18 protein-coding genes are annotated in these 25642 nt (G+C 36.4%); 14 read left to right on the plus strand and 4 right to left on the minus strand.

Going from position 1 to position 25642, the window contains the following annotated elements; all coding sequences use genetic code 11:
- Positions 1–192: 192 nt before the first annotated feature.
- The 5 genes from V7097_RS07390 (at position 193) to cstA (ending at position 7600) form a co-directional block, all read left to right on the plus strand.
- The gene (locus V7097_RS07390; RefSeq protein WP_335702962.1) at positions 193–1452 is read left to right on the plus strand and encodes a HAMP domain-containing sensor histidine kinase; all 1260 of its coding nucleotides are present in this window, start codon (positions 193–195) and stop codon (positions 1450–1452) included.
- Between the two features lie 212 nt (positions 1453–1664).
- The gene (locus V7097_RS07395; RefSeq protein WP_335702963.1) at positions 1665–3038 is read left to right on the plus strand and encodes a hypothetical protein; all 1374 of its coding nucleotides are present in this window, start codon (positions 1665–1667) and stop codon (positions 3036–3038) included.
- Between the two features lie 132 nt (positions 3039–3170).
- Positions 3171–4952, plus strand: coding sequence for a sensor histidine kinase (locus V7097_RS07400; protein WP_335702964.1), 1782 nt, complete (start codon positions 3171–3173; stop codon positions 4950–4952).
- Complete coding sequence (locus V7097_RS07405) at positions 4930–5667, plus strand: LytR/AlgR family response regulator transcription factor (RefSeq protein WP_335702965.1); 738 nt, start codon at positions 4930–4932, stop codon at positions 5665–5667. Before V7097_RS07400 ends, V7097_RS07405 begins: the two co-directional genes overlap by 23 nt.
- Before the next feature lie 127 nt (positions 5668–5794).
- Positions 5795–7600, plus strand: a complete 1806-nt coding sequence (gene cstA, locus V7097_RS07410) for a carbon starvation protein CstA (protein ID WP_335702966.1) — start codon at positions 5795–5797, stop codon at positions 7598–7600.
- 40 nt (positions 7601–7640) lie between these two features.
- On the opposite strand, the gene V7097_RS07415 is transcribed toward cstA, so the two are convergent.
- Positions 7641–7916, minus strand: coding sequence for a CC/Se motif family (seleno)protein (locus V7097_RS07415; protein WP_335702967.1), 276 nt, complete (start codon positions 7914–7916; stop codon positions 7641–7643).
- A 234-nt stretch (positions 7917–8150) separates the two neighbouring features.
- Here V7097_RS07415 and V7097_RS07420 point away from each other — a divergent pair, with 234 nt between their 5' ends.
- The 4 genes from V7097_RS07420 (at position 8151) to V7097_RS07435 (ending at position 14098) form a co-directional block, all read left to right on the plus strand.
- The gene (locus tag V7097_RS07420; RefSeq protein ID WP_335702968.1) at positions 8151–8528 is read left to right on the plus strand and encodes an SET domain-containing protein; all 378 of its coding nucleotides are present in this window, start codon (positions 8151–8153) and stop codon (positions 8526–8528) included.
- Positions 8529–8632: 104 nt separating this feature from the next.
- Positions 8633–8842: a hypothetical protein gene (locus V7097_RS07425; RefSeq protein WP_335702969.1), complete on the plus strand. Its 210-nt coding sequence runs from the start codon at positions 8633–8635 to the stop codon at positions 8840–8842.
- Positions 8843–9046: 204 nt separating this feature from the next.
- Positions 9047–9721 (plus strand): serine/threonine protein kinase, encoded by a 675-nt coding sequence (locus tag V7097_RS07430; protein ID WP_335702970.1) that lies wholly within the window; start codon positions 9047–9049, stop codon positions 9719–9721.
- A 498-nt stretch (positions 9722–10219) separates the two neighbouring features.
- Complete coding sequence (locus V7097_RS07435; protein ID WP_335702971.1) at positions 10220–14098, plus strand: carbohydrate binding domain-containing protein; 3879 nt, start codon at positions 10220–10222, stop codon at positions 14096–14098.
- Between the two features lie 80 nt (positions 14099–14178).
- On the opposite strand, the gene V7097_RS07440 is transcribed toward V7097_RS07435, so the two are convergent.
- From V7097_RS07440 to V7097_RS07450, 3 genes are all read right to left on the minus strand, one after another.
- Positions 14179–17226, minus strand: coding sequence for an FIMAH domain-containing protein (locus V7097_RS07440; protein ID WP_335702972.1), 3048 nt, complete (start codon positions 17224–17226; stop codon positions 14179–14181).
- A 317-nt stretch (positions 17227–17543) separates the two neighbouring features.
- Positions 17544–19139 carry an FAD-dependent oxidoreductase gene (locus tag V7097_RS07445; RefSeq protein WP_335702973.1) on the minus strand — a complete coding sequence of 532 codons (1596 nt, stop codon included), beginning with the start codon at positions 19137–19139 and terminating at the stop codon, positions 17544–17546.
- Positions 19140–19309: 170 nt separating this feature from the next.
- Entirely contained in the window at positions 19310–19930 is a 621-nt protein-coding gene (locus tag V7097_RS07450; protein WP_335702974.1) for a YesL family protein, read from the minus strand.
- A 214-nt stretch (positions 19931–20144) separates the two neighbouring features.
- On the opposite strand from V7097_RS07450, the gene V7097_RS07455 reads away from it, so the two are divergent.
- The 5 genes from V7097_RS07455 (at position 20145) to V7097_RS07475 (ending at position 25580) form a co-directional block, all read left to right on the plus strand.
- A complete protein-coding gene (locus V7097_RS07455) occupies positions 20145–21224 on the plus strand; it encodes a GNAT family N-acetyltransferase (protein WP_335702975.1) in 1080 nt (359 codons plus the stop codon).
- Between the two features lie 275 nt (positions 21225–21499).
- On the plus strand, positions 21500–22768 hold the full coding sequence (locus V7097_RS07460) for a sugar ABC transporter substrate-binding protein (protein WP_335702976.1): 1269 nt from the start codon (positions 21500–21502) through the stop codon (positions 22766–22768).
- Positions 22769–22855: 87 nt separating this feature from the next.
- Positions 22856–23812: a carbohydrate ABC transporter permease gene (locus V7097_RS07465; RefSeq protein ID WP_335702977.1), complete on the plus strand. Its 957-nt coding sequence runs from the start codon at positions 22856–22858 to the stop codon at positions 23810–23812.
- A gap of 63 nt (positions 23813–23875) precedes the next feature.
- Complete coding sequence (locus tag V7097_RS07470; RefSeq protein ID WP_438824212.1) at positions 23876–24652, plus strand: carbohydrate ABC transporter permease; 777 nt, start codon at positions 23876–23878, stop codon at positions 24650–24652.
- 31 nt (positions 24653–24683) lie between these two features.
- Complete coding sequence (locus V7097_RS07475) at positions 24684–25580, plus strand: Gfo/Idh/MocA family protein (protein WP_335702979.1); 897 nt, start codon at positions 24684–24686, stop codon at positions 25578–25580.
- The last annotated feature ends 62 nt before the right edge of the window (positions 25581–25642 follow it).

Here is a 25642-nt window from a genome sequence, read left to right on the forward strand (position 1 = left end):
TTATAGAACAATCCTTTTGAAGGCGATTTATCCCTCATAATTTTTCCATTAGTGGTGGAATAAATTATTCGACTAAATCAAAAAGCTGATCGTAGAAACATTCAAGTAACTGTATATAACATTAGGTTATCTGTTAATTTGTGTCGGATAGTTTCATAAGATGATTCTCTAACATAATATAGGGGGAATAGGGTGTTTACTTATATCGAAACATTATTATTAAATATGCTTTTTTTGATAGTCTTTGTTTTATTTATTCCTCATTTAATTGAAACGAGTGTCAAAAATTTATCCTGCAAACTAAAAAAAGTATTTCAATTAGTTTCGGTGCTAATCGCAATGATTAGTTGTATGTCCTTTCCGTTTCACATTGGTGATGAAATAATCATGGATTTGCGGACAATTGCAATCATGGTTGGTGGTTTATACATTGGGAGAAAGGCTAGTTTGATTTTAGTTGCCATTTTTTTAATTATTCGTCTTTATCTAGGAGGACTTGGAAGCGGTTTTTATGCTTCAGCTATTACAAGTCTTATCGTTTTGTTTGCTTTACTTCTGATCAGGAATACATTTGATCGAGCTATGAAGCACAAGAGAATATTTATAGTATGTAGTTTTTCGTTCTTTCTTTGCTCATTCATTTTATTGACCCGAGTTTTATTTGGGCATTTACATCTGTCTGATTATATGGTGATTACAACTTTTTTCTTAGTTCATTTACTCAGTACATTTTTTATTTTTTATTTTTGTGAAATGTTACGAGATTTTACTAATATGAATATGCAGGTAATTAAAGCTGAGAAATTAGAGGTAGTTAGTCACCTTGCTTCTAGCATATCACATGAGGTCAGAAACCCACTTACCGTAGTAAAAGGGATCTTACAAATGTTATATAGAAATGAATGGGATGAAGATAAGAGGAATCAGTTTATCGAAATATCTCTTCAAGAAATTGACAGAGCAAATGATATTATTGGAAACTATTTAACTTTTGCTAAAACCGTTCAAGAGGAATATATAATAGTAGATCTTGACCAAGAACTCAACCGTTCTATTAATGTGATCACACCTATGGCAAATATGAACTGTGTTGATATTCAAACAAATATTGTGCCATGTCGTATGAAAGGTGATTCACAGCTTTTACAGCAATGTTTCTTAAATATAACTAAAAATTGTATAGAAGCGATGCCAAATGGAGGAAATCTTTTTATCGGTACTGATGAACTAAATGATGGTGTCGTAATTGAAATAAAAGACAGTGGGGAAGGAATGACGAACGAGCAGCTTAGACGTTTAGGAGAGCCGTTTTTTACGACAAAGGGTAGAGAAGGTACAGGTCTAGGCATGATGGCAGTCTTTAAGATAATAAAACTAATGAATGGAAAACTTGAAGTTACCAGCAATATCAACGAAGGGACTCAATTTCGGATCCACTTTCCTCACCCATAGTTGGGACGGGTTCTTTATCATAAAACGAAATTGAATCAGAAGCGAGAGTAGTTCTGCAAATTCCTAGCACGGAAGTAGAGCTTCTTTTTTGGGGGATATTGTAGACTTTAAATTTTTTTATTTTCAAGGAATAACCAGGAATTATCTTGTAGTTTTTTCCTCCTATGCTATACTTTGATTGTTTGATTTAAGCATCTTTGAAGGAGGACAAAATGAAACCATTTCCATTGTTCCGCTATCTTTATATTTTTTATGCATTCATATTTTTACTCCATACGATTAATGTTTTCATAGATAGCGAGACGATCAATTACATACTTGGAGTACTTGCTATATTAATGCTAATTGTGTCATTTCCTTTGGCATCAGGACTTTTTAAAATTCTCGGAGGTTTATTTTTAGTAATAGGGGGATATTTATTCTTTACTACAGGTCAGTCATTCCATGTCATTCCTAGTTTATTAACTTCGAATCTATCACTTTTAACTCTTTTAGCGATGTTACCTTGGATGAATAGCATTGTGCGAAGTGGAAGGTTTGACCGGAATTTGAACCTAATGATGAAAGTGAATGTCGCAGATCTTGGTGAACTGTATCCACGAAGCTCATTAACGACGCATATTCTTGCGGCTTTTTTAAATTTATCAGCAGCGACAATTTCACAAGATGTACTTAAGGGCAGCTTGGCATCATTTAGTAAAGAGATTCGAAATTCATTTATTACAACAGCAGCCCTCAGAGGGTACTCATTGGCATTGATATGGAGCCCATTGGAGATCATGGTCGCCGTGTCCATATTTGCCACGGGAGTTGATTATGTCACACTCTTGCCATGGCTCATTTTGATGGCGGTTATTGGCTACTTATTAGACTCTCTTTTTGGACGCTTATATTATAAGAAATACAAATTTGAACAAGCAAGTATAAATCAACAACCAAAAATCAATAAAAAAGTAATAGTGAAAAAAATGATGCAATTTATCATCGCACTAGTATTGTTCCTGACCCTTGTTATATTGATTGGAAGTCTATTTGATTTAAGTTTTATTTTAACCGTTACGATCCTTATTTTCCCATTTGCTTATATTTGGTCGTTACTTATGAAAAGACGGAGAAGCTTTTGGATAATTGGCTGGAATAATTGGAAAACAAAGACTAATACCATGCAGAATTTTATTGTATTATTTATCTCACTTTCCTTATTTTCTACTAGTCTAGGAGATACAGCGTTTTTGGAAGTGATTCAAAAACCGCTATCCTATGTTTCTGATTATCCGATGTTAATCTTGTTCTTAATACAAGCTATCTTTATTTTCTTCAGTATGTTCGGGATACACCCAATCGCTACGGTCGGTATTTTAACTGGGATCATTACACCATTATTAGACGTGATGAATCCTGTGAGTATTGCTCTCGCTTTAATAACAGGATCTGTTGCCACCTTCACAGTAGGAACGTACGGGTTACTCGTTACATTAACTGCCATGGGTACAGGGCAAAGCCCATATCGTATTACCATACAAAATATGCCATTTGCAATCGTTATGAGTATTATCGGAACGCTTGTAGCGTATCTTTTATTATAGTTTGGGACGGAGGGACAGGTCACTGTCCCGTTTTTATTTGTTCTAGGACAAGTGACCTGTCCCTTTTCCCAAAAATATTTTATAATATTCTTATAGTCTATTAAAAGTTCCGTACAAAAAGGATTGATAAAGATGTTCGATTTAGCTACCTTAATGCTTGAGAAGGTTGGTATTATAGTCATTGTAGCGTTTTTACTTTCACAAATGAAATCCTTTCGACAAATCATTGAACCCGAGAATACGATGAATGTGAAGATCAAGCTCATCCTCCTCTTTGGCACATTCGGGATTATTAGTAACTACACTGGGGTTGAGGTTCATTTTACTTCTATTAGTAGGCATGATTGGTTATCGGACTTAGAAAATGAAAGTGCTTTAGCGAATACTAGAGTAATGGGAGTTGTTATTGGTGCTTTGTTAGGGGGGCCGTTTGTTGGGCTTGGAGCCGGACTCCTTGCTGGAATACATCGCTTTACATTAGGAGGATTTACCGCTTTTTCTTGTGGGTTTTCTACGATTCTAGCAGGAATTGTAGCTGGATATCTTGGAATGAAAAGACACCGGAACGGGAAGCAAATTACCCCTGGCTTCGCTGTAATGGTAGGGATGACAATGGAAGCCATTCAGATGGGTATCATTCTTTTGCTGGCAAAGCCATTTGACCATGCATGGCATCTTGTTCAATTTATAAGTCTTCCAATGATCCTTGGGAATGGTTTGGGAATTCTTGTCTTTTTACTCATCATTAAAGCGATTAAAAGGGAGAATGTCCGTACACGTGCTAGCCAAACAAATTTAGCGTTTCATATTGCCGATCAAACACTACCATATTTCCGACAGGGTTTAAACTTACATTCTAGCAAGGAAATTTCAAAGATTATGCTTACGCTTACGGATGCAGATGCTGTTTCCATTACTAATGAAAATCAGGTATTAGCGCATGTTGGTGTTGCGTCTGACCACCATATTCCATTGATAAAGCCTGAAACAGGACTAACGAAAAAGGTATTAGAAAGTGGTAAAATATCCATTGCAAAATCTGGAAATGAAATCGCATGCAAGCATGCACCATGTCCTATACAAGCAGCTATTGTACTACCGTTACAGGTGAAGGATAAAATTGTTGGTACGTTAAAAATGTACTACACAGAACCTGAAAAATTGGACAAGGTTCAGCAGGAGTTAGCAGAGGGACTTGCAAATCTGTTTTCAACACAGCTAGAGCTTGCTGAGGCTGAAAAGCAATCAGTTTTATTAAAAGATGCGGAAATTAAAGCTCTTCATGCCCAAATTCATCCACATTTCTTATTTAATAGCATTAACACGATTTCGGCGCTTTGCAGAACAGATGCGAATAAGGCAAGAAAACTACTATTGGATTTAAGCTCTTTTTTCCGAAGTAATCTTCAAGGAGCTAGGCAAATGCTTATTCCCTTAGAGAAAGAACTTGAAAATGTACAAGCCTATCTAGCATTAGAGCAAACACGGTTTCCAGATAAATATACGATTAGCTATCAAATTGAGCCTGGTTTAGAAAAATATCAGATTCCACCTTTTATATTACAGCCTCTAGTAGAAAATGCGATTCATTATGGGTTTCCTAAAAGTAAATTAAATGGCGAGATAAAGATTCGAATTCGTAAAGAAGGAGAGCAATTGCAAATCCAAGTAGTTGATAATGGGAATGGGATATCAAGTGAGAGAATGAAGCTATTAAGCCAGCAAATTGTACCTTCAGCGAAAGGAAATGGTTCTGCACTTTATAATATAAGTGAAAGATTGAAGGGAATTTACAACGGATATGCAAATCTTTCAATAAAGAGTGAGGAAAATCAAGGAACAAATGTAATGATCACTATTCCACTTAGTCACAAAGGAGAATTAAACGAATATGCTGAGAGCCTATCTAGTTGATGACGAGCCATTAGCAAGAGATGAATTGAAATATTTACTGAAAAGAACGAAGCAGGTGGATGTTGTTGGTGAGAATGATTGCATTGAGAATGCTTTTGAGGAAATCGTTGCAACTCAACCTGATCTTGTATTTTTAGATATTGAGCTCGCTGGTGAAAACGGGCTAACATTAGCAAAGCAGGTTGAAAATCTTCAAAAAATACCGTTCATTATTTTTGCAACTGCCTATGATGAGTATGCCCTACAGGCTTTTGAATCAAATGCAATTGATTATTTGTTAAAGCCTTTTGATGAGAAACGAATTCAAAAAACGATTGACAAGATCAATAAGATTAATAGACTGACAACCATAGAAGTGCCACTGCAGCCATTAAATAGAAAGGTGAACAAAGATAAAATCGCCCTAATAGTCGATGAAAAAATAGTATTGATACAGAATGAAGATATCGTGTATGTTGAAACAAGTGAAGGCAAGTGCACTGTTGCCACGATTGAACAAACATATATTGTGGGTGATACTCTTGTAGTATTGGAGAAACGGTTAGATTCTTCAAAATTTTTAAGAGTACACCGCAGTTATTTGGCCAATATCGATCATATCATTGAAATTGAGCCTTGGTTTAATTCTACCTATAATCTTTTAATGAGAGACGGCTCAAAGGTTCCAGTTAGTAGAACGTATGTCAAAGAACTTAAGCAATTGTTTCAATTCTAAATTTTGTATTTTAACTGTCGTATTTTGTAATTCACCCCCAATTTTTTGCGAGTTATTTTGAAAAATGCAAAATCGCTTTTTCATGTTTTAAAGTAAGTCTTATATCAATAAAAGGGGGAAAGAAAAAATGAATGCGATTACACTCGTAATTGGATCAATCTGTATTCTGTTAATTGCCTATCGCTTATATGGAACATTCATGGCAGCCAAGGTATTAAAGCTTAATGATTCGAAACCAACACCTGCTGAAAAACTGGAAGATGGGAAGGATTATGTACCCACCAATAAATGGGTGGTCTTTGGTCACCATTTTGCGGCGATTGCTGCGGCGGGTCCGTTAGTTGGTCCAATTTTAGCTGCTCAATTTGGGTATTTACCAAGTATGCTTTGGCTATTAATTGGTGCCGTAATTGGGGGAGCAGTCCATGATATGGTGGTTCTTTTTGCATCGATGCGAAGAGAAGGGAAGTCCTTATCAGAGGTTGCTAAGGAAGAATTAGGTCCTGTTGCAGGATTTTGTGCAGGATTAGCGATGCTTTTTATAATTACGATTACAATGGCAGGTTTATCACTTGTTGTATTAGGAGCTCTTGAGCGAAATCCTTGGGGAACATTTGCAGTAGGTATAACCATTCCCATAGCAATGGCGGTTGGATTATACCATAAGAAAACTGGAAATCTAAAGCTTGCAACAACAGTAGGTTTTGCATTAATTATGCTTGCCATTCTCTTTGGACCAAATATTCAAGGTACATGGTTAGGTGATGTATTAACACTTGAAAAGAGTACATTAGCTCTTATTCTACCAATATATGCATTTTTTGCAGCTGCTTTACCGGTGTGGCTATTGCTTGCACCACGTGATTACTTAAGTACATTTATGAAAATTGGTGTTTTTGCTGCTTTAATTATTGGTGTTTTCATTGTAAACCCAACAGTACAATTCCCTGCACTCACAGAATTCATTAATGGTGGCGGTCCAGTTATAGCAGGTCCAGTATGGCCGTTTATCTCGATTACAATTGCGTGTGGAGCAATTTCAGGATTCCATGCATTCGTTGGTTCAGGTACCACACCAAAAATGGTGAGCCGTTGGAAAGACATTAAAGGTGTTGCTTTTGGTGCGATGCTTGTTGAATGTTTAGTAGCTATTATGGCATTAATTGCAGCAGTATCTTTACAACCTGGTGATTATTTTGCTATTAACTCTACACCGGAGAAGTTTGCTACACTAGGAATGGAAACAGTTCACTTAGCAGAGCTTAGTGAAGAAATTGGAATGGACCTTGAGGGGAGAACAGGTGGAGCTGTTACTCTTGCTGTAGGTATGACATACATCTTTACAAAAGTTCCATTCTTTGAAACATTAGCTTCTTATTTCTATCAATTTGTTATTCTCTTTGAAGCCGTCTTTATCCTAACGGCAATTGATTCAGGTACGCGTGTTGCACGTTATCTAATTCAAGATTTCTTTGGAAACTTTATTAAACCATTAAAGCGTACCGATTCAATCGGAGCGAACATTTTTGCAAGTGCATTAGCATGTTTTGTTTGGGGCTACCTACTGTACTCAGGTGATATAAGTTCTGTATGGGCCTTATTCGGGGTATCGAACCAATTAATGGCCTCAATCGGTTTAATTGTAGGTGCTACCGTTATCTTAAAAATTGCAGACAAACGCTGGTACATGCTGACATGTCTAGTACCACTTTCATACCTTTATGTCACAGTAAACGTAGCAGGCTACTGGATGGTTACAAATGTATACCTCAACGCAGAGAATGCGGGCTACAATGTGCTAAACGGTGTACTTTCTATTATCATGTTAATCCTTGGATTTATAATTCTTGTAACATCGATCGCAAAATGGATAAAACTATTTAAAATACCACAACATGTATTAGTCGAACAATCAGCTAAAGAAGTAGCATAAAAAGAGGAACACCCATTCTGAAAACAGAATGGGTGTTTTTTTAATGGAGCTTGGCAGAAAGTGATTTTAAGAAGCTAAATCCTGATAAAGATACAGTAAGCGTTTTCTCTTTGCTGATCCCTTTTTGAATATAGATGTCTATGCTATCCTGACTCACCTTACGAAAAGACCCAGCATTCTTCGGTTTCCCTGGCACCGCTACAAGCTCTTGAACACCAGGTGCACAGCATGCCTTGACTTCTAGTGTTTTAACCGTAAATTCATTTCCTTTTGAGGCAATCCACTGCCTTGATGCATCATCTAATTCCACTACCATCTCGATTCACCATCCTTATCATAATCATGTATTAATTTTGGAAAAATTTCAACTTTTTTGCGAGTTTAGTTCCAGCGGAATAGTCCATTACCCCTCGTAACAAGTATTTTATTTGTTGCATTTTTGTAGCCTTTCTTTACATTTGTGAGAATTAACTTCTTTTAAGGTTTTTATTTTTGGGGATTAGTGTTAAAGTTAGAAGGAAAATCTTAAAAGTCTGGTAGGTAAAACAACATGATTGAGATAAAAAAATCTTTACTAAGTGACGGCGAATTCAATAGAGGAGTATTTGCTACAGTTGACATCAAAAAAGGGCAGCTAATTCATGAGGCACCTGTGATTTCTTATCCTAACGATCAGCATCAACACATTGAGAAAACTTTACTAGCTGACTACGCTTTCGAGTATGGGATTAATCATACTGCGATCCTTCTAGGTTATGGCATGCTATTTAACCACTCCTATGAACCTAATGCCATTTATGAAATCAATTTTGACAATCACACATTTGAGTTCTATGCTTACACAAATATAAAAGCAGGGGACGAAATTCTAATCAATTACAATGGCGAAGTTGATAACAAAGATGAGCTTTGGTTTAACAAGGACTAAATATGTAACCACTCTTGGAAAATTAACAATTATTACATTTGCTTAATAATAAGCGGGAGCCAAGAAAAACCTAACTATTAGCAAAAGGCTGGAGGTGTCAGAGAATGAATAAACGATGGACAATTGGTAAAATAACAGAATTTGTTGAAAATAATTCAGATAGCAAATTGCTTTCGACTGAATTTCATGGTTTTTCTCAAAAATTACTATTTAAATGTGCATGTGGTAGTAATTTTGAAAAAACATTTACCAAATTTAAAAATAATAACCAACGAAAATGTGATGTGTGCCAACCTCCAAAACCATCACGTTAAACGGGAAACCTAATGCGCTTCATAAAATAACTTAATAAAATCAAACATTACAAAAATTTTCTTACACAAATTTTGCAAGCTAAATGACTACTGATATTACATCTAATTAGTAGTCATTTTTTGTTGTAATAGTAAATAAATGAGAACACTGTTAATATCAGTTGATTATTGCTATAGTTTTTATCCATTCAAGGGGAGATTAGTATGGAACAAAATTGGGAAATCGCAATTGATTCACTTTCTAAAATTACTGTATCCTCAAATCCAAATAACGAACCAGTAACCATTATTGGTGATGCTGACGATTTAAAGTGTGTAGGTGTTGGGACAGATGCGGCAGTTTTTCAATTTCTTAATTCTCCCGCTTATGCATATAAAATGTATGCAAAGGACAAAGTTGATAAAGTTAAAATTGAAGCAAATGTTTATCGTACAATTGGAGAATCTCCATTCTTTTCTACTTACTTTGCTTCTTATGATAACGTACTTGTATTAAGCTACGAAGAAGGAATAACCCTCTATGATTGCATTCTTCAAGGAATTCATATCCCGAAACAGGTTGTAATTGATGTAGAGGATGCAAGAAATCATGTTCGCAGTAAAGGTCTAAACCCGCGTGATATCCATTTGAAAAATATTTTATTACAAAATGGAAGAGCAAAGGTACTTGATGTTTCTGAATATATTCAGCCAGGTAACGATTTTCGATGGGAACATTTAAAAAAGGGTTATGATGAATATTATCATTTAATTGATGGGAAATCTGTTCCATATTGGGTAGTAGAAACGGTGCGCAAGTGGTATAACCAACAAGGAACATATTTTCCTTCGTTTGAAGATTTTATGAAAATAGTTCAAAAACTGATGTTTATAAAATAGTGCTTATTGTTTGGAAGTAGTTTTATTAAACTAAGACGGAATCGTTAATCCAATTCAAAAAGGTCTTCTGCTAATGCAGAGGGCCTTTTTATCAGGATTATCCATTTATAAAAGGACAGAGGGACAGGGCCATCGTCCCAGTTCAAAATAGAGAAGGGAGGTTTGCATTCATTGCATCCTCTCTTTTTGTGCATTACTTTTACAGAGAGTATTACAATGGAAGGATAAATTTTCTATTATTAATCCACTATTTAGAGTTATTATCTATAACTTTCTGTGTTCTTACTTAAAGTCCAATTTATGACAGAGTATCGTAAGAAAGACCTATATGTATGAAGATGATAGTTAAGTAGAATCGAAATAAGGAAGTTTTAGGAGATTAGAAGTTTACAATAGATAATTGAACTCTTTCGAAAACTCATGTAAACGCTTCCTGTATTTAGAGGAAGGAGGTTAAAACAGGATTTACATAAACACGAACATTAGGAGGTTTGTTAATTGAGTAGTAGAAAGTTTAAAAGAATAATAATGCTCACATTTTGTTTTACTCTATTATTTGGTTTAATTGTGCCATTTACTACTTCTGGATCACTAGCTGTAAATGCTGAAACGGTACCTGGAAGGGTAGTTAATGGAGATTTTGAAGAAGCTGTGATTCCTGGATGGAGTCTTGTTACAAATAATTCTTCCACTAGTATTGCTATAAGCGAGGATAAATCAAATACTGGCACAAAAAGCTTGCATTTTAAAGATTCAAATTCGAATAATACTGGTGGAAATTTGCAAGTCACAAGTGAAAAAATATCCGTTTCATCAGGGCAGTCATATACTGCTAAAGCATTTGTTAACGTTGTCAACCAATCGCATAGTATAGGTTATGAGGTTCACTATTTTGATGCTGAAAATCAAAAGGTAGGAAACGCAACCTTTATTAATTTTCAATCAGCGGCGCTTGAAACGAACCAATGGACTGAAATCAAGGTGCCATTTACCGTTCCAGAGGGAGCCACACAGATTGAACTAAGATTTAATTCAGGTCATCCATCTAACACAGAAGCATACTTTGATGATGTTAGAATTGTGCAGGATTCAGATTCTACAGACACATTACCAATTAACGCATCCTTTGAAGAGGAGGTTGTATATCCGGGATGGAGCCGTATAACCAATAACCCTTCCACGAGTATCGCATTTAGTAGGGAGAAAGCTCATACAGGCAGTAAGAGTTTATATTTTAAAGATGAAAATAGTAATAATCCAGGTGGTAATCTGCAGGTATCGAGTGAAAAGATTTCTGTAACTTCAGGAGAGTCTTATATTGCGAAAGCATTTGTAAATGTTGTCAGGCAATCACATAGTATAGGGTATGAAGTTCATTATTTTAATGATGAAGGACAAAAGATTGGCAATGCTACTTTTATTAATTTTGGTTCAGCTGTTTTAGGTACAAATAAATGGACTGAAATTCAAGTTCCTTTTGAAGTTCCGGTTGGAGCCACACAGGTCGAACTTCGTTTCAATTCTGGACATCCTTCGATCACGGAAGCTTATATTGATGATGTAACGTTTGAAGGTACATCCATTGAAGAGCCTCCAGTTGACGATATCCATACGGAAGTGGTGAACCCTAGCTTTGAAGAAATGGTCGAAGAAGGAAACATTCCTGGTTGGACATCAGAATTCGAAGGTCCAGGTATTCAAGTAAGTGCGGAAAGAGCTCGTACAGGAGCACAAAGTGTACACTTACATGATACTACAGACAAAGCAGGTGTGAGTGTCTTGAGTGATAAAATAGTAGTTGAACCGGGAGCTTCTTATTTATTAACTGTTTATTCGAATGTTGTAAGTCAGACCCATAACGTTGTGACCGAAATTCGATATTTTGATGCAAACAATAATAGTATTACGCAACATAGAGAACTAAATGGTAATCTTCCAAAAAATGAATGGACTAATTTAAAGGTATTTAGTGTTGTTCCAGATAATGCAGCATATGCAAGACTCGCGTTCTATTCTGGTGGTATTAGTTTTACAGAGGTCTATTTTGACGATGTTACTTTTGAAAAAGTTACGGATGATTCCAAGTTTGATCGTGAATATGCAGAGCCTATTAATTTAGGGGAAATGGTTCATGTTCAGTTAGGTCAAGCAGGGGCGATTCAGGAAAATAGTCTAGGTGAAAATGAAGTATATTATCACTCAAATGGTGCACCAGGTACGTTTTCAGTTTTAGATGCTGAGACAGGGGAACTCAAGTTTTCCAAAGTAATAGAAAATACAGAGGCTGTGTGGGCAATTACGATTGGTCCAGATAAAAATGTATACTTCGCTGGCACTTCTGACGGTAAGTTATACCGATATGTACCAGAATTAAAAGAAGTCCAAGACCTTGGAGCCAATCCTTCAGCAGCTTGGGTATGGGATATAGAAGCGACAGAGGATGGTAAAATTTATGGTGCTACATATCCGGGTGCAGGTGTTTTCGAGTATGACATTAATACAGGTAAATTCAAAGATTTTGGTAGTGTCACCAACCAGGATTACGCACGTGGCCTAGCTGTGGATGGAGATTATATTTACGTTGGAATCGGAACAACGAAGCATTTGTATAAAATTAATCGACATACTGGTGAAAAAGAGGAGCTTATTCTTGAAGGACATTCAAGTGAGAACGGATTCATCCAGGATGTTTGGGTCGTGAATGGGAAACTTCTTGTAGCCGTTACAACAGTTAATATGATTGTTGTTGATCCTGAGACGATGGAGGTTGAAGGTTCGTTCCAATTTAGTAATATGATTTCTGAACCAGATCCTACCCAACCTAACATGATTTATTATAAAAATGGAACACAATTATTTAAATATGATCTGAATACAAACGTAGAAACGTTAATCGAAGATCTTCCAATTCTTCCAGATACTCCACGAGTAAAGGACATGGCATGGATTACGCTATCTACTGACGAAACAGTATTAGCTTTTATTACACAATATGGAGAATATATGTTATACAATCCAAACACAAATGAACTGAACTTTGTAGCATTAGATCTTGCTGCAACAGCAGTCGCCATCCAATCTCTTGAAACTGGTCCAGATGGAAAACTATATATGGGTGGTTATCAGCGTGGTATGAGTGTGTATAATCCATTCACAGATGAAGTTGAAGTAAATATTTCTTCCTTTGCTCAGCCAGAGGGGATCGGATTTTTGAATGATACAGTTTATCTTGGTACGTATGTAGGTGCCATTATGTACAGCTATGACCCAAATCAGCCAGTGGACTTAAATAGCAATCCACAGCTTGAATATGATATCAAAGATGAACAGGATCGTCCATTTGTGATTACTTCAGGTGATAACAAACTATTTGTTGGAACAGTCCCTGATTATGGTGTATTAGGTGGGGCTCTAGCAATCTATGATGAGGATACTGGTGAATGGTTCCAACAACGCAATGTAGTTCAGGACCAAAGTATTATTGGTTTAGCTTATCACGATGGTAAATTATTTGGGGGTACTTCTGTATGGGGTGGTCTAGGAATCAATCCGAGAGCAGATGAAGCTAAAATTTTTGTATGGGATGTTGAAAAAGGTGAAAAAATCGCTGAATTCACACCGGAGATTCCTGGCATTGACGCTACCCCACGTATGATTGGTGATTTATCAATCGGACCTGATGGCTACCTATGGGGTGCTGTTGAAGGAACTATTTTTAAAATGGATCCAGAAACCTATGAAGTGGTTGATAGCAAAGTGATACGACCAAGCCTATATAATAGTAGTAAATGGTATCCTTATCAACTTGAGTGGGGTCCAGATGGTATGCTTTATACAACTTTATCCCGAAGCCTTATAGCGATTGACCCCGAGACATTAAATTATAAAGTACTTGTTGAAGATTTCATGAACAGTATGACCGTAGGTGTCGATGGAAGCATCTATTATGCAATAGGAAGTGAACTTCATAAAATTGCTGTACCTGAGACAGATGCAACCTTAAAATCCATTACTATTGACGGAAAAGCACTTGAAGGTTTTCAGCCTGGAGCATTAAAATATACTCTATCCGGTGAACAAACTGAAAATATCGTAATAGAGACTAGTCAAACAGGTGCCACTGTAGAAATCGTACATTCAACCAATAAATCAGAAATTAAAGTTACGGGTACTGATGAAAAATCATCCTTAACCTATACGATAGCTTGGACCGATGAAACAACCGAACCAGGTAAGCCAGGTAAGCCTGATAAACCAGGTAAACCGGATAAACCAGGTAAGCCGGACAAACCAGGTAAGCCTGATAAACCGGGCAAACCGGACAAACCAGGTAAACCTGAGAATCCTGGTAAACCAAACAAACAAGGTAACCATTAAGTTAATATCTTATTTGGTTAACTTTATTAAAGAATTACAAAAAAGGTCTACTGCTCACGCAGAAGACCTTTTTCTATCAATTATTTTTTAAATGCTTCTTCAATAGCAGTCACATTATTTTGTAGTGAAATTTTGATTTTGCCGTCTATGCTGCTATTATTTAGATGCTTACGGAAATCCTTAAGATGTTTTACGGCTTGATCTTTTTTACCATTTTGGTAATGATGCTCTGCTTGTGCTAATCGGTTACTTAGCTGTTGAGCCACTGGATGTGGAATGCTTCCTGCTTTTTCGAGTTCAAGAATATGCTTTGCCAATGTGTCGGTTGTGACTTCGACAGTGATAACAATTGTATTGGTCTTGACTTCACCGCCATTATACGAAACGGTTGCATAAATCTCTGTCGTTCCAGCATTTTTACCGAGAACTTTACCGTCTTCAAGGCTAGCTACATCAGGATTTGAATTGATCCACTCAATTTGAGCTCCTGTTAAATCAATTGTGTTTCCATTGATAAGGGTAGCAGTTAGATTGATACTCTGCTCGGCACCTTGTTGTATTGAATCACTTTCTACAGTTAATGTTCCATTTTCAAGTGGAACAGGTAGTTGATACAAGTTATGGTCTGATGAATAGTAAATATTTCCTTCATTATCCACATCCATCAATTGGACATTACCTGTAACCAATTGCTTGCTTTTCATTGTTTCCGGATCGATAACCGTTAAAGTACGACCAGCTGTTGTGTAAAGGAATCCTTGGTTATCCCAGCGAATGAAGAATGGCCGCCATTGGCTTCCGCGGTTTACACCTTGATAAAGCTGTGTGCTTTTTACAATTTCTCGATTATCTGGATTCATGGCGAAGATAACAGTATTATACTTGCCTGCTTCATCTAAGCCCCAAGCGACACCCCAAATGTTTCCATCCGGGCCAACGGACAGTTCACCAATCATTTCAGGCTTAGTTAATCCTTCTACATGAAGATCGAATTCTTCATGTGTACCTGTTGCCACCTTATATTCAACCATTTTTGCTTTTGGTTCAGTCGGGTCAATACCTAAACCACCAGCAATAGTGGATCCTCCATATACCGTTCCGTCAAGATAAGCTAATCCTATAATACTTTGATTATTAATGATATTCCGAATTGTATTCCATTCATTCGTTTTAGCATCATAAATAGTAAGCGCTCCGCCTAATCTACCATAATCAGAGATCGTACCAATAAAGAGCTTGTTATCTCCGGATGTGAATGTGAATGGTCTGCTTTGATCGTCCTCAATGTCTTGTACCAATTCAGGATTTTCTCCATATTTTCCACCTGAAAAGCTAAACGGAAGTTTTGGATCATATTTATAAATTTTGGCACCGCCATACGTTCCTAAATAGACATCCCCGTTTAAAAATCCGATTCCTTCGATTTGGTGAGGGTCACGTTCTTGTAGGATGTATTTATCGATCGAAGTATCAAAGACTCCAAAGGAACCTTGATAGCCACCCATATAGATCTTTTGGTCTTCTCCAATTTCTAAGCTTTGCATTAATAGGCCCTGCATATCAACTTCAGGGTAGCTAACTTTTACTGAATTTGTAGTAGGGTCATAGATTGAATATTCAATTTGATGGTGTAAGATTGCTAATACATCTTTACCACTTTCATCCTTTATCCAACGCATTGCTTTGGCAGGTGTTGCAGGTAGCTGTACCGTTGGTTCTACCTTTGCTGTTTCATGTGTCGTCATATCATAGGTCCATAATTGTTGTGTATTCTTATTAATATAATAAAGTATGTTTTCATCATATGGGGAAGGGGATGAGATAAGCCCATCAAAAGTATGCTCATCCTGCCAATCCATTGTATTCTTTTCTTCACCTGTTGTTTTATCGATTGTAACCATCGAAGTCCCATAGGCGACAAAAATATGATTTCCATATTCCCAAATATTCGATATTTGTGTAGAAACACCTGTGATTGGTAATTTAATTTCCGTTCTTTCACTGGTTGCAAGATCCATTTTCATTAAATACGCGGTTGTACCTGTGCCAACATAAAGACTTTCATCAGTAATTCCAAGTCCACGTGCATATTGCTGCCCTTCATAAAAGGTACCTAAATCATTAAATTGTGCAGATTCAATATCATATTCGAATACTTTTGCATTTGGATAGGTTGCTCCGTAGATTTTTCCATCGTTTGAGGCCTCTAGCTGCCAAACCCAATTATCAGATGGATTTTTCCCAAGCTGCTCTAAGCGTTGTTCCTTAACTACATATCTGTATAAAATTCCATTATAGGTGCCTGCAAAATAGACATTCCCATCGGCACCTATGACCATTGCCCAGACGACATCACTTCCTGGCAGTTCTTGAGAAAATATTTTTTCTCCTGTTTTAGCATCAGCTGCATAAAAGGTTGCTGGTGAGCCGTTGGTAGCATAGTAGAGTTCATCATCCCCAATCGCTACTCCTTGAGATTTGGCAGCTAACGCAGCAGGTCCGTGATTAATCGGTTGATCATACTCAATAGGGAAATCTAAAATATTAGATTTTTTTTCGAATACCTTTACGTCATCATAATAACCCTTCATATTGGATGTAGATGCTTGGTAGATAAAGAGCTTTACTCCTGTTGCACCGGCCGGGGCTGTCGCTTCAAATTCTACCGTTTGCCATTTATTAAACTCTGGAACATCAAAATATTTTGGATTATCGTGAATAATTTTTCCTTCATTATTTGTCCAGCGAAGCCAAATCCCCGGTTTTCCAGTTAATTCTTCGACATACAGCTGTGCTGATAATTTATATTGATTACCTTCTGTTATATCAACTTCTTGGCTGAATAAACCTACTACACCGTTATTATTGACCGCAAGACTTTGCTTGCCAGCATATACAACATCGTCTGATATACTCATTCCGGTCTTATAGCCTCCAGTCCAATACACCCATGATGGGAGATCTGTTTCGGATGATGGTTCTGCTTCAAAATCACCATTATCAACACTCAATTCCTTCCATTCATCGGCAGCCGCTACGGAAGTCGTTTGTTGGTAAAAGGGAAGAGTGGAGAAAACGAGAAGTGTTGCAAGTATAGCGATAGAAAATAATTTTATTTTCTCTTTCAATGCATATTCCTCCTTGGAATCAAAATTTTACTGATAGATACGCTCGAAAGGACCTTCACCTCCATTTGAATTACTCACTTTCTTATGAATAAGAGAGTGGGTTAAACTATTAAAAATTTTCTGATTTCATTTAAAGGATAATGAAAGAATGTAGTCTTTAAAATGACGATAATATTTTTAGTCCTAAAGTAGGGATTGGCTAGCACCTTGATATCATACGAAAGACGGGGTGATTACTTCAAGGTAGATTAATAATGGGGAAGGGTTTTTATCATAAAAGAAAGGACTACATTTACATTAAAATGTAGTCCTTCCTTTTATTTTTTTCCAAACGTCTCTTTCATTCGTAATACAGGGTCATCCTCAATAGTATCATCCCATTCGAGTACTTGGCCGAAAGAAAGTAATTCATTTTTCAAATGTTCATAAGATATGTCCTGTACATTTGTTTTGTTTTTATGGGCTAAAGCAACTGCAGCTCCTGCAGATTGACCTAAAATCATGAATACGGGCTCCATGCGTATGGAACCATAGGCAATGTGTGAACTCGATAAACAAACAGGAACAAGTAAGTTTGTACATTCTTCTGCCTTTGGACGAATCGAACGGTAGGAAATTGGATAGGGTGAGATCGGTATTTCAACGTCTCCTTCATTGTAGACTCGTCCGTCAATAATCAATCTTCTAACATGATGGGAATCCATTTGATAGGATGCGAGTCCGATTGAATCATCTACCACCACGTCACCTAAACAATTGTGATCCGTCATCACATAGTCAGCTATCATTCTTCTTGCTTCACGTATATATAGTTGGTGTGGCCAATGTTCAGTTTCTTCGAATTCATCACGAGCTAATCCCCACTGGGAGACCTCGTCCCGAATCGTTTTAGGAACCTGTTCATCATTCGCTAGAAAGTAAAGTAATCCTAGATTATATGTAAAATGATCTTGGAAGATTTTTTCACGTGTTGCGAAATCTCCTTCAGGCCATTCATAATTCATCCCAATATAATCTGTTGAAAACCCTCCATAGTTATTTAAATCAGACTTTCCATTTGGAAGCATCGTATGAAGGTTCATAGCATCCCACACACCTGCATCGATATAACGTAATAACAATGAGTAATCCTCCGGGTTATAGGCAGGTGGTTTTGGAAAAGGAACACGATTATCAACACGATTCGTTAAGCATATGCGGAAATTATACGCCTGAATTCGATGGTCACCTTGTCCTTGATAGCCGAGAGTGTCATGATTTGATTCAGAAATGCCTGGTAAAACTCCACTTAAAGGGTCACCTTTTATTACATAGGGATCAATCCATTTTTCAAATTGGTGATGGGGGTGTCCGAATTGAATCCCATTATAGGTCTCTTTATAGGTGGCATTCGATTCTCTACCTACAAAATAAGAAACACCGGCTTTAGCCATTACGTCACCTTCGTAACTTGTATCAATGAAAAAGTTGCCTATATAAGTAGTTCCATCTTCCATAATCATTTCTGTTATTCTGTTATTCTCTTTTTTTACATCTACGACATGCTGATTATAGACAACCTCAATCTCATAGTCCTTGAGCCATTTTTCAAAAACGTATTTGGCTGCCTTCGGTTCAAAAGTCCACTGTTCATTTGTATTGTAATAGTTTCCTAATTCTTGAAAGAATTCTCTCGATAAACCACCTATTGCTTCCTTTGCACCAATATCAGAGGCACCTAAACCACTAGCAGTGATTCCACCGATATTTTTCCCAAATTCAGCAACGACGACAGATAGCCCCATCCGCTTTGCTTGAATTGCCGATGTAATACCTGCGGGAGTTGCGCCATAGATGACTAAATCTCTTTTTATTATAGATGGTTCGCTTGCTTTTGGAGTAGGTACATAATAATGTAATTGACTGAAATCCATTTTTGATATCCTCCTTAGATGGGGTCCTCATGATAACCCTTTCAAATCTACTTTAAAGTTTAAAAGAATAATAGGAATAATCAAGACCTTTAACAGACTTTAAATCCGAACATGATAAAACACCCATGAAAAAAAGAGTGTCATAGGATTAAGACACTCTATCTAATAGTTTAGTTTGTAACAATCTTTTTCTTACTTTTCATTTTGACAAGGGCGCGGTTACTACACCAGGTAATGACGATTGCTAATACACTTCCTGTAAAAAACGGAATTATCCCTGGTATAAGATTAATGAGTACCCCAACAAGCATACATGCTGTCAAAATGAGTATGGTTTCTAAAAGGGAACTAGCAGCAATCAAAAAGGATTGTTTAATATATTGAAAGAATTTCATTTCAAATTGTGTGTATACAGGAAAGAAGTATAATAAGGTTACTATATATGCTATCGCCAAAAATAAGAGGACTGGGTACAAGAATTGTATTTGATCAATATTTTTTTGTACAAACATAAAGTCATAAACGAACATATAACCAATTACAATAAAAAACAAGCCAAATTTATTAAGTGAAATGAATTCCTTTTTATAGGTATTCCAAAATGTATGTAAAATCTTCTCAACAGGTTCTTTACGAAGCCATTTTTGAGCAATGGTAAACATCGCACCCGTCGAAGGGAATAGACCGAACACTCCCAATCCCAAAATCGTAAAACCAATCCACAGTATATTGACATATGCTATCTTCAACATCCAAATCGCAAAAGTATTAAATCTCTCCCATCCACCCAAATAAATCACCACATTTCACAAAAAATGTAAAAAAATTCTTATGAAAACATTTAAAGACAATTAATAGACTTGTCACTTATTAAAATTAAAATAAAATAGAAAGTAAGTCGAATAAAGTTTAGTTGTATTATAACATGAAATAGATTGTTAGCGATTCCATTTTTGAAACACTTATATTATTTCAATATGGAATTTGCAAAGAGGAGGTGGCTAAATGGTTGAATACCGCTTATTAAAAGAAGATGAATTTCAACAGGCAATTGATTTAGCAGATAAGGTTTTTCGTAAAGAAGGGCATGTGTCAATGGGAATTGCTTTCCCACAAGTGTTTTCTCCTGCATTCAATCAATCCTATGGTGCATTTATCGATGAAAAACTAGTTTCTTTTATTGGATTAGTTCCATCTGTTTTACATATTGAAGGTGCCGAGGTACAGGCATATTCAATTGGTGCAGTCTGTACGGAGCCTACTTATCGAAGACGAGGCTTAGCCAATACACTTTTAGAGATGATCTTTGATCATGTGAATAAGTCCGGCGCATCCGTTCTATTTATTTCAGGTGATTTACCAATCTACATTAAACAAGGTTGTACTCACTATGGAGAAATAAATCAATACAAGATTAGACAGGGTGAACTTACAGGCAACAAGTCGTATACAGTGCGTGAGCTTGGCCCTTATGATTGGTTTACACTGAGAAAGCTTAGTCACAATCGACGAGTGCGTTATGAACAAACAATGTACGAGATGGCTCAGCTTAATCATTCAGCAGGGTTTGCGAGCATTTTTAAAATGAATCATAAGGTTCTCGTAGCTGAAGACAATCATCAAATTAAAGCGTTTTTAGTATTCGGACTACCATACCATGAACAAGATGGAGTGGACTCTCGCGTCATTGAATGGGGAGGGGATCCAGATGCAATCCGAGCTTTACTGTCGGAATCATTTAACGATGGACTAGATTCCTTGGTAGTGAATGTACCAACCTTTGAAAAAGACCTTATCCAAGAGCTTGACTTATTACAAGAAAAGGTAAAACAACAATATCCAGGGACAATAAAGATAGTAAAATTGGATGTATTGCTACACCAGCTTGCTCCATATTTTAAGGATAAGCTAGAAATTTCGACTGTGGATGAAAACCACAAACGTCTATTATTAAACGGAAATTCGGTTATCATGAGTAATCAAGACTTAGAAGAGTTGATCTTAAATGGAAGCAAAAACGCTCCATATTTGAAGGATATTTTTCCGATTCCGTTTCCATTTCCACAAGGTTTGAATTATGTGTAACCATAATTTATTTGTATAGGAACTAAATTAAATGTGGTCTCCTATTAAAGACAGTTTATAGACTTGTCACAATATAATAAACAAATTAGAATATAAGTAACACAAGCAATAGTAGTTTAACATTTTTTTAATATTCGTTGATAACGCTTCCAATTATGGTGTTTTCAATCAGATGGACAGTGGTTTAAAAGGGGGGATGAACAGAAATAAATAATTTGGAGATTTTTAGTCTAATAGATTTTTCTGAACTAAACTAAATAGGGGGTAATACGTAGATGAAAAAGAAACGTTTTTCGTTCATGGCACTTTTACTTACAGGAAGCTTACTTTTTTCAGCATGTAGTAATGATTCGTCAACAACACCAGATAAAGGGAAAGATTCAGGAAAAGTTGATGGTGAAATAACTGTTTGGGTGCATCCTTATACGGGTGATGCTACAAAAGAAGAGGAAATGTGGAAGGAAATTACTGCTAACTACAATGAGGAGTTTCCCGATGTAAAGGTTAATATTGAAACAATTCCTTGGTCAAATCGAGATCAAAAAGTTCTAACGGCATTAGCAGCTAACAATGGTCCAGATGTATTCTATGCGATTCCTGACCAAATGCCACAATATGCAGATGTAGGAATGTTATTAGAATTAGATCCTTATTTAGAAGAATCAGATATTGAAGGTTACGTTGATACTGCACTAACGGCTACAACTTGGAAGGGTAAGAAGTACGGATTGCCAGTTCTACAAGAAGCTTATACATTCATCTATAATCTAGATGTCGTTAAAGCGATAGGTGAAGATCCAGCAAATCTCCCAAAAACATGGGAAGAATTTGACGCTTGGGCAGCTAAAGCGAAAGAAAAAGATTTCTATGCATTAAATTATCTGGGTGGAGGTTCAATGAACGGAACAATCTATCCATGGATTTGGCAAGCTGGTGGAGATGTTGTAACAGAAGACAATGAAGTGTTAATCAATAGCTCAGAAAGTGTGAAAGCGTTCGAGATGATTAACAATTTCTATCAAAAAGGATATATTCCAGAAGATTCTATTACAGCAACCACACAAGATGAATTATGGTTCGCTGGAAAAATATTGGCACAACTTGGATCTGGAATTAGCATTACAACATTACAAAAAGAAGGTAATTTTGACTTTGCGATTGCACCACCATTAACTGGTGAAAAGCAATTAACATATGGTACAACTGGAATGTTTGTCGTACCATCCAATAGTGACAATCCTGATGCAGCAGCGGAATTTGTTAAGGCTGTTACAAATGCTGAAAATCAACGTGTATTTAATACTGTAACCCAGTATATCCCGACACAGGAAGAAGCAAAAGATATCTTTGATTCAAATGAATATATGAGTCAGCTAGCACAATATACACAATATGCATTACCAGGTGTTATACATCCAAAAGGTCGTGCAATCATGCCATTCATTCAGGCTGAAATACAAGCTATGATGGCAGGAGAAAAAACTCCTAAAGAAGCAGCAGATGCAGCAGCTGAAAAGACAGAAGCTGAGTTAGCGAAGCCGTAAACGAATAGCTTCTTACGAAAAGAGAGTTTTATTCCTCCGTGAGTAAAACTCTCTGTTTATTAATCAAAAAAGAAATAAGGTGATAGCTTGGAAAAGGTCGTAGAAACTCATAACAATGTACCTCTAAAAAATGTAAAAAAGGTCAAGCCTCCTTTAAAGAATAGGATCAAAGACGAATGGAGAAAAAATGGCCTTGTCTATATTGTATTGACTCCAGTCTTAATCCATTTTTTAATATTTCAAGTAATTCCTTTTGTTTATAGTTTTATCTTAACGTTTCTTAATTATCGAATAATCGGTACTTCTGAGTTCGTTGGGTTACGAAACTGGAAGCAATTGTTTCAAGATGATATTGCCTTGAAATCAATTTGGAATACTGTATTATTTTCCTTCTATTATATACTTCCTACAATGGCACTTGGTTTGATTTTAGCACTCGTCATAAAATCAGGAATTCGATTCACGAAATTTTTCAAAGGGATATTTTTCCTGCCTGTTGTTACATCATTTGTTGTTGTAGCAGGTATCTGGGAATGGCTATTTTCAGGAACAGAATCAGGATTTATTAACTACTTGTTAAGCTTTGTAGGTGTTGATCCTCAGTTGTTTTTGTCTAATTCGTCACAAGCCCTTATCGTATTAGCTGGTTTGAGTATTTTCAAAGTCTCTGGAAGTACAATGATTTATTATTTTGCAGGGCTACAGTCCATTCCAAAAGATATGTATGAAGCGGCAAAAATCGATGGTGCTTCACCGTTAAAATCCTTTTGGATGATTACTTTCCCATTATTAAAACCGATTCATTTCTATGTTTTAATCATTACAACAATTGGTTCCTTCCAAATTTTTGACTCAGCATTCTTACTAACAAACGGAGGACCAAACTTCTCAACAAGTACCATTGTATTTTATCTTTATCAAATAGGCTTCACAAATTTAAATTTTAGCTATGCAGCCGTTTTATCTTATGTATTATTCGCGATAATCTTAATCATTTCGCTTATTCAGAAAAAATATTTTGGTAAAGATCAAGGTATTTATTAAGCCTGAGCGTAATTGTAAGGGAGATGAACTAATTTGTTCAAAAAAATATTAAAATATGTAGTCATGTTCTTCTTGGGATTTTGTTTTCTTCTGCCATTTTTAATCATGGTATTAAGTTCATTCAAAGAAACTACTTATGCAGCAATGGATCCCTTATTTTGGATTCCAGACAGTGTATCCTTAAATAATTTTGTGTACCTATTTCGTAATGATAATTTCCTTCGTTGGATTTTCAACTCCATTGTTGTTACGGTTATTCCTGTTTTTTCACAAATGTTTTTTGCGGGGTTACTTGGATACATTTTTGCAAGAAAGCAATTCTTTGGAAGAGAGTTCATTTTCTGGACCTTTATGGCCGTCATTATGATTCCTTCCCAACTCCTTATTATTCCTAAATTTATCATGTTTTCAAAATTTGGTTGGATTAATGAATATCAAGCATTGATTGTTCCGGAACTATGGGCAATAATGGGTGTATTTTTAGTTCGCCAATTCATGCAAGGAATTCCTATGGAATTGGATGAAGCAGCACGCATGGATGGAGCCAATGATTTTCAAGTGTTTCGCAAAATTTATATGCCATTAGCCTTTCCATCAATCGCAACTGTAGGAACGTTTGCGTTTGTAAGTAACTGGAATGATTTATTCCAGCCATTAATTTATATGACGAATGAGAAGATGTACCCAATCACAGTAGGGCTTGCTTCAACCTTAAGTAAGGAAGGAAACTTCGGTATTGAAATGGCAGGGGCTACACTCTCATTTATTCCGACCTTCTTAATCTTCTTATTCTTCCAGAAGTACTTTACAGAAGGTATACAGCTGTCAGGTCTAAAATAAGTTTCCTGTTGTATAAAGGAGTGAATTTATTATGGATTTAAAAATAGGGATGATAGGTCTCGATACTTCACATGCAACGGCTTTTACAAAATTATTAAATGATTCTTCCCACCCATTTTATATAGGGGGTGGGAAGGTAGTTATGGCATGTCCAGTCGGATCATCTGATTTTGAGTTAAGTTATTCCCGTATTGGTTCAATTACGAAAGAAGTGGAGCAATATGGTGTTAAAATCGTTGATACGATAGAAGAAGTGGCAGAGAAATGTGATGCCATTTTAGTTGAGTCAGTGGATGGAAGGGTTCATCTGGATCAAGTCAGCAAAATATGCCAATTTAAGAAACCGATTTTCGTTGATAAACCTTTTTGCTTAAATACTGCTGATGCTAAAGAGATGGTGGAATTAGCTGAGAAATACCATACACCGCTTATGAGCTCTTCAGCATTACGCTTTGCAGAAAGTCTAACTAAAGTACTTGCTATTAACGATAAAGGTAGAATAATAGGAGCGGACTGCTTTGGACCAATGGAGATAGTTGACACCCAACCAGGCTATTTTTGGTATGGAATCCATACGATTGAAATGCTCTTTGCAATCCTCGGTAGTGGTGCGAAACATTTAAGGGCAGTATCCAATCAGGATTTCGATTTAATTGTATCAGAATGGGAAGACGGTCGACTTTGTTCAGCAAGAGGGAATAGAAAAGGAAATGCTGATTTCGGTGCTGTTATTCATTTTGAAAAAGGCAGTGAATATGTATCGATCAATTCTTCTTCAAAACCGTTTTATGCTAGTTTATTAGAGGAAGTTTTGGAGTTTTTTAAGGACGGTAAATCAAGAGTGCAATTACATGAAACGCGGGAAATTATTCGTTTTATTGAAGCGGCAAACGAAAGCAGGGAGACGGGAAAAAAGGTATACATATAGGAGGAAAAAGGAAGAAGACACATCTAAAAAAACAGCGGGTAAAAGCAATTCCCGCCGTTTCA

The sequence above is a fragment of the Bacillus sp. JJ1562 genome, assembly GCF_036962705.1.
In the GTDB taxonomy this organism is placed as follows: domain Bacteria; phylum Bacillota; class Bacilli; order Bacillales; family Bacillaceae_L; genus Ferdinandcohnia.

Bases quoted from the DNA above. Each gene is read 5' to 3' on its own strand.
- V7097_RS07395 (WP_335702963.1), top strand. From the start codon at position 1,665: ATGAAACCATTTCCATTGTTCCGCTATCTTTATATTTTTTATGCATTC.
- V7097_RS07400 (WP_335702964.1), top strand. From the start codon at position 3,171: ATGTTCGATTTAGCTACCTTAATGCTTGAGAAGGTTGGTATTATAGTC.
- V7097_RS07405 (WP_335702965.1), top strand. From the start codon at position 4,930: ATGCTGAGAGCCTATCTAGTTGATGACGAGCCATTAGCAAGAGATGAA.
- cstA (WP_335702966.1), top strand. From the start codon at position 5,795: ATGAATGCGATTACACTCGTAATTGGATCAATCTGTATTCTGTTAATT.
- V7097_RS07415 (WP_335702967.1), bottom strand. From the start codon at position 7,916: ATGGTAGTGGAATTAGATGATGCATCAAGGCAGTGGATTGCCTCAAAA.
- V7097_RS07420 (WP_335702968.1), top strand. From the start codon at position 8,151: ATGATTGAGATAAAAAAATCTTTACTAAGTGACGGCGAATTCAATAGA.
- V7097_RS07425 (WP_335702969.1), top strand. From the start codon at position 8,633: ATGAATAAACGATGGACAATTGGTAAAATAACAGAATTTGTTGAAAAT.
- V7097_RS07430 (WP_335702970.1), top strand. From the start codon at position 9,047: ATGGAACAAAATTGGGAAATCGCAATTGATTCACTTTCTAAAATTACT.
- V7097_RS07445 (WP_335702973.1), bottom strand. From the start codon at position 19,139: ATGGATTTCAGTCAATTACATTATTATGTACCTACTCCAAAAGCAAGC.
- V7097_RS07455 (WP_335702975.1), top strand. From the start codon at position 20,145: ATGGTTGAATACCGCTTATTAAAAGAAGATGAATTTCAACAGGCAATT.
- V7097_RS07460 (WP_335702976.1), top strand. From the start codon at position 21,500: ATGAAAAAGAAACGTTTTTCGTTCATGGCACTTTTACTTACAGGAAGC.
- V7097_RS07470 (WP_438824212.1), top strand. From the start codon at position 23,876: ATGTTCTTCTTGGGATTTTGTTTTCTTCTGCCATTTTTAATCATGGTA.
- V7097_RS07475 (WP_335702979.1), top strand. From the start codon at position 24,684: ATGGATTTAAAAATAGGGATGATAGGTCTCGATACTTCACATGCAACG.